This is a genomic window from Deltaproteobacteria bacterium (genome assembly GCA_019308995.1).
Lineage (GTDB): Bacteria > Desulfobacterota > Desulfarculia > Adiutricales > JAFDHD01 > JAFDHD01.
Window position 1 is genome coordinate 1 of the sequence record JAFDHD010000171.1, and the last position, 4689, is coordinate 4689.

The 4689-nt window shown below is 45.2% G+C and carries 3 protein-coding genes; all 3 read left to right on the forward strand.

Annotation, left to right across the window (positions count from 1 at the left end):
• Positions 1 to 131 precede the first annotated feature (131 nt).
• On the forward strand, positions 132 to 1790 hold the full coding sequence (gene xrtD / locus JRI95_16285; protein MBW2063102.1) for a VPLPA-CTERM-specific exosortase XrtD: 1659 nt from the start codon (positions 132 to 134) through the stop codon (positions 1788 to 1790).
• A gap of 67 nt (positions 1791 to 1857) precedes the next feature.
• Positions 1858 to 3495 carry an undecaprenyl/decaprenyl-phosphate alpha-N-acetylglucosaminyl 1-phosphate transferase gene (locus JRI95_16290; GenBank protein MBW2063103.1) on the forward strand — a complete coding sequence of 546 codons (1638 nt, stop codon included), beginning with the start codon at positions 1858 to 1860 and terminating at the stop codon, positions 3493 to 3495.
• A 93-nt stretch (positions 3496 to 3588) separates the two neighbouring features.
• The coding region (locus JRI95_16295; GenBank protein ID MBW2063104.1) for a tetratricopeptide repeat protein at positions 3589 to 4689 on the forward strand (1101 nt) is incomplete at its 3' end.

Sequence of the window (4689 nt, forward strand, 5' to 3'; positions counted from 1 at the left end):
CAAATCTCAGGCCCGTGTAGTCACAAGAAAAAATATCGCTCGAAGAAAATAACATGATTAAGATCAGTAAGTTATTGCATTAAAACCCCTCAGCCGAAAAGGTGAACTTCCGTTTCAACAGGGAGGAACAATTGAGAGTTTCGTCAGTAACTAAGCCTGTAGATTGGATAAAAATCTTTATATACGGGCTGTTATTTATCGGAATATATTACTCGACTTTCTCCTGGTTGATCTCACATGACTGGGCAAGAGACGATTACAGTTACTGCTATTTGATACCGCTCGTTGTCCTCTATTTAGTCTGGGAAAAGAGAGAAAGGCTGGTCGAATATCCATCCCTGGCTTCATGGCTGGGACTGATACTTTTCCTGCCAGGCATTATCCTCTTCTGGCTGGGAGAGTTAGGTGGAGAATTCTTCAGCATTTATGTTTCTTTTTGGTTTATAGTTGTAGGCTTGAGCTGGCTACACCTGGGTTGGAAAAAGTTGAAAATAATCGCTTTCCCGCTCTTCATCATGCTAACGATGTTTCCCCTTCCGAGTTTTTTATATAACAAACTCACACTGAACCTCAAATTGATCTCCTCTCAACTGGGCGTGGCCATGATGCAGATTTATGGCATGTCTGCTTACCGGGACGGGAACGTCATTGACATCGGGTTTACACAACTCCAGGTGGTGGACGCTTGCAGCGGCCTCCGTTTTTTAATTCCCCTGCTTGTCCTCAGCATTCTTCTGGCCTACTTTTTCCGCGCTGCTCTGTGGAAACGGGCCATTCTTGTTATTTCTTCAGTCCCGCTTTCCATTATCACCAATAGCTTAAGGATTGCCATAACCGGTATTCTTTACGAAGTCGCAGGGGCTAAGGTTGCGGAAGGTTTTTTTCACGGGTTTTCAGGGTGGTTTATCTTCATGTTTTCCCTGGGGGTACTGCTTCTTGAGATGTGGGTTCTGCAAAGGATTCCCCCGACAGGGTCCAGCGATTCAAACGAACAGACGTCAGACACAGATCAGAATTTACAGTCTGATCAAACATCGAACGGGGACAGCGCGTCAGAAGCAGCCCTTACGGAATCCTTAGGCTCAGACACAAACGAAGTAAATCCCAGGAGGACTGTCAGCAGAAGCTTGCGGGCTTTCCTGAAACCACCCCAGTTCATGGTCGCCTTTATTATCCTCGGATCAACGCTGGTCTTATCTCAGGGCGTTGAGTTTCGGGAGAAGATTCCTATCACAAAATCGTTTGACTTTTTCCCTCTGGAAATAGGTGAATGGACAGGCAGCCGCGAGAACATGGAACAGAAATTTCTGGATACCCTGGATTTAAGCGACTATGTCATGATCAACTATCAGAATAAGCTTGGCAGAAGTATCAATTTTTACACGGCTTATTATGAAAGCCAGAGAAAGGGAAAGTCAATCCATTCCCCGGCCTCCTGCCTTCCTGGAGGTGGGTGGAGGTTCAAGCAGGCCGGTTCTACAACCTTATCTACTCCGGGATATCGTGATGGGACCATTCGGGTAAACCGGGCCTTGATGCAAAAAGGCGATTCCAGGCAGCTTGCCTATTACTGGTTTTTTCAAAGAGACCGGGTTCTGACCAATCTATATCAGTTGAAAATATTCGCATTCTGGGATGCGTTAACAAAACAGAGGACAGACGGGGCCCTGGTGAGGCTCATTACGCCAGTTGATGAATTTGAGAAAATCGAGGAGGCTGAAAAAAGGCTTCAGGCCTTTACCGGACAAATTTTGCCTATTCTGTTGGAATACCTACCTGGCAGAGAATAAGGTTTCAATGAAATTATATCAACAAGTTAATATGACTTCCCGGTAAGACTGGTTTGATAAGTTCGTTATGATTTTTCTCTCTACCATACTTTTATCAATGTTCATCACGTTAGGCCTGATTCCTTTGACGAGAGGTCTAGCGGTGCGGCTGAACATTATGGATATTCCGGACGCCAGGAAGGTTCATTCTGTTCCTACCCCAAAAAACGGGGGAATCGCGGTAACTTTGGGAGCGCTGATCCCAATTCTCCTCTGGGCGCCCATTGACGAATTTGCAAAGGCCCTCCTGATTGGCTCTGGGATTGTAGTCCTTTTCGGCATACTTGATGATATGAAGGATCTCGACTACAAGTGGAAGTTTGCCGGCCAAATAGTAGCTGCCTTGATTGTGATTCTTTATGGAGGCATAAAAATAAAATCTCTGGGTGTGTTGCTTCCAGATGAAATGCTTCTTCCGGATTGGGTCGCGATTCCTTTAACACTCGTTATCATCGTGGGAGTGACAAACGCGATCAATCTTGCTGATGGCCTGGATGGACTCGCAGGAGGAATCTGCCTCGTCAGCTTCATTTGTATCGCATATCTTGCTTTCCGGTCAGATAACATCCTCATAACCCTTTTTGCGGTTGCAGTGGCTGGCGGACTTTTTGGATTCCTTCGGTTTAATACGTATCCGGCTATCCTGTTCATGGGTGACGGCGGAAGCCAGTTCCTGGGGTTTTTGGCCATCACTTTATCCCTGGGGCTCACTCAGGGAAATACACCCCTTAGTCCTGTTTTGCCTTTGTTTCTGGTTGGTTTTCCGATACTCGATACAATGGCCGTCATGGCGGAGCGCATTGCCAAAGGAAGGTCGCCCTTTTTGCCAGACAGGAACCACTTCCATTACAAGCTTATACGCCTGGGTCTTTATCATACAGAGGCGGTTCTTGCTATTTACATCCTTCAAGTCTTTTTGGTCACATCAGCCTTTATTCTCCGGTTCTATACTGAGTGGCTGCTTTTGATGATATATGTAATCTTTTCAGGTGTCATTCTCTGCGGGTTTTTTGCGGCAGACAAGACTGGCTGGAAACTTAAGCGTCTTGATCTTTTAGATCAAGTCATTAGGGGAAAGCTGAGTATACTCAAAGAAAAGAATATCCTCATCAAGGTTTCTTTCAGATTCATTAACATTGGCATCCCTTTTTTACTGCTTTTCAGTTGTTTCCTGCCAACCAGTATACCGAGGTATCTTTCATTTTTTTCCATGGGGCTTGTTGGCCTCATTTTGATAACCTGGTTCGTTAAGCGGGAGTGGGCCATTAGCGGTCTGCGGCTGACCTTGTACCTGCTTATCCCCTTTGCCATTTACCAGTCTGAAGTAAATATGCCATCCTGGATGGCTGAAAGGCCCTTTGATGTTTACAACCTGTCTTTCGGGCTCCTGGTTCTATTTGTGATTTTGACCTTAAAGTTTTCCAGACGAGCGGGTTTCAAGAGCACCCCCATGGATTTCCTGATCCTTTTTATTGCCTTGGCGGTACCGAATCTGCCAGATGAACAAATTCAAAGTTATAAGATGGGCATGCTCGCTGCCAAGATCATTGTACTTTTCTTTAGCTATGATATTCTCATTGGAGAGCTGCGGGGAGAGTTGAACAGCATTCGGCTGGCTACCATAGGCTCACTAGCGCTCATAAGCATAAAAGGATTATTAATTTGAGGTTATATTATCATCATCTAATCAGAATATCATTTTTTAAAATTGCGGGATCTTATTTGACAGCCGAACTTGTCCAATTGAAGGAGGCAAAACGTGAAAGTTAGAACATTAGCCCTAACAGTCTTAACAATACTCATCGTCATAATGGCGCAGGCCTGTGGCGGTCCTGAAGAGAAAAAGATGAAGTTCTTCAACAAAGGCAAGGCTCTTTATGAAAAAGGCGAATATCAAAAGGCCCGTCTGGAATTCAAGAATGCGCTCCAGGTTGACCCTAAATTTGCCGAAGCCTATTACATGCTCGGCATGACGCAATTCAAAAGCAAAAAGTGGAAAAGCTCTTTTCGTAATCTTTCTAAAGCTGTAAATCTTGACCCGGAGCTTATTGATGCGGAAATAACCCTGGGCAAGTTACTACTAATGACTAAAACAACGGACAAGGCCCGGGAAAAGGCGGAGTTGGTCTTGTCGAAAAATCCGGAGCACGAAGAGGCTTTATTGCTGAAGGCTGCGACGCTTATCGCAGATCAGAAGGAAAGAGAGGCTGAACCCATTTTAAAGTCGGTTATTCAGAGAAATCCTCAAAGGGCCGATCCATATCTCATGCTGGCCAGAATAAATGTGAGACAAAAGGATATGGACGGAGCAGACAAAATCCTTCAGGATTTGCTGGCTCTAGACGCAACAAATCGCACCGCCCGGCTCCTACGGGCCCAGATCTTAGAAAGAACTAATGATCTCTCCGGCGCGGAACAAGAATTTCAAACACTCATCGCTCAGAACCCTGATAACGATAACTTTAAATTATTAATAACCAGTTTTTATCGCCGTACAAACAAGACCGAGAAGGCAGAAGGTATTCTCAAGGATCTAATCGCCGCCCATCCTGAAGACGAAAGGTTCCGCCTTACACTGGCCCAATTTTACGCGAAAATTAACCAGAAGGACGCCATGGTTGAGGTGTTAAGGCAGGCTACAAAAGATCTGCCTGAGGAATATGGGGCTTATCGTACCCTGGCCAGGTATTTTATTGTGGAAAAGGCGAATGATAAGGCTCTCGAGGTGCTGGATCAATTTATGTTAAAGGTTCGAACCGGGCCAAATTATCTGAAGGCAAAGGTTTTCAAGGCCGCGGTTCTTTTTCAAGAAAAAAAGACAGCGGATGCACTCAGGCTTGTTAATGAGGTCCTCAAGGAC

Coding starts and splice junctions, on each gene's coding strand:
- JRI95_16290 (MBW2063103.1), top strand. CDS start 1,858: ATGATTTTTCTCTCTACCATACTTTTATCAATGTTCATCACGTTAGGC.